This is a genomic window from Staphylococcus sp. HMSC059F04, from assembly GCF_001812565.1.
In the GTDB taxonomy this organism is placed as follows: Bacteria; Bacillota; Bacilli; order Staphylococcales; family Staphylococcaceae; genus Staphylococcus; species Staphylococcus lugdunensis.
This window is the reverse complement of the sequence record NZ_KV809479.1, coordinates 150,251-151,009: the sequence shown is the minus strand read 5'-3', so window position 1 is coordinate 151,009 and position 759 is coordinate 150,251. Positions and strand designations below refer to the sequence as shown.

The window sequence follows — 759 nt, the reverse complement described above, 5'->3', positions numbered from 1 at the left end:
TGATACCAAAAGGTGCGAAAGGTGATAAAGGTGAAAATGGTACATCTATTGGCATTTCAAGAACAGAAGTAGATGGATCAGGTAACACAGTTGTTCATTTTACAGATGGCAAAGTAATCACAATACCAAAAGGTCAAAATGGCACATCAGTAGGTATTGCAACAATTACAACGTCAAGTACTGGTGATAAAGTTGTAACCTTTACAGATGGTAAAACATTGACAATACCAAAAGGCGAAAAAGGTGACCGTGGAGATAACGGACATGATGGTACATCAATTACAATTACTCGCACAGAAACAGATGGAAATGGCAACACAGTCATCCACTTTAGTGATGGTAAAAATGTAACTGTACCAAAAGGTCAAAACGGAACATCAGTGACAATACAAAATGTCACTAAACAACCAAATGGCGACACTGTTGTAACCTTCTCAGATGGCAAAACTATTACAATACCAAAAGGCGACAAAGGTGACGCAGGTATTAAAGGTGCCGATGGTCATTCAATTACAATCACAAGTAATACAGAAGAACCAAACGGAGATCGTAAACTTGTGTTCTCAGATAACACAACAGTTGTGATACCAAAAGGTGCGAAAGGTGATAAAGGTGACAATGGCCAAAATGGTGCATCAATCACAATTACCCGCACAGAAACAGATGCAGCTGGTAACACAATCATCCACTTCAGTGATGGTAAAAATGTAACCGTGCCAAAAGGCCAAGACGGCACATCAATTGGTATTAAATCAATTA

At 38.9% G+C, this 759-nt stretch carries 1 pseudogene; it reads left to right on the top strand.

Annotated features, from left to right (window positions below):
- A pseudogene (locus HMPREF2864_RS09680) lies at positions 1–759 on the top strand (hypothetical protein); the annotation flags it as partial.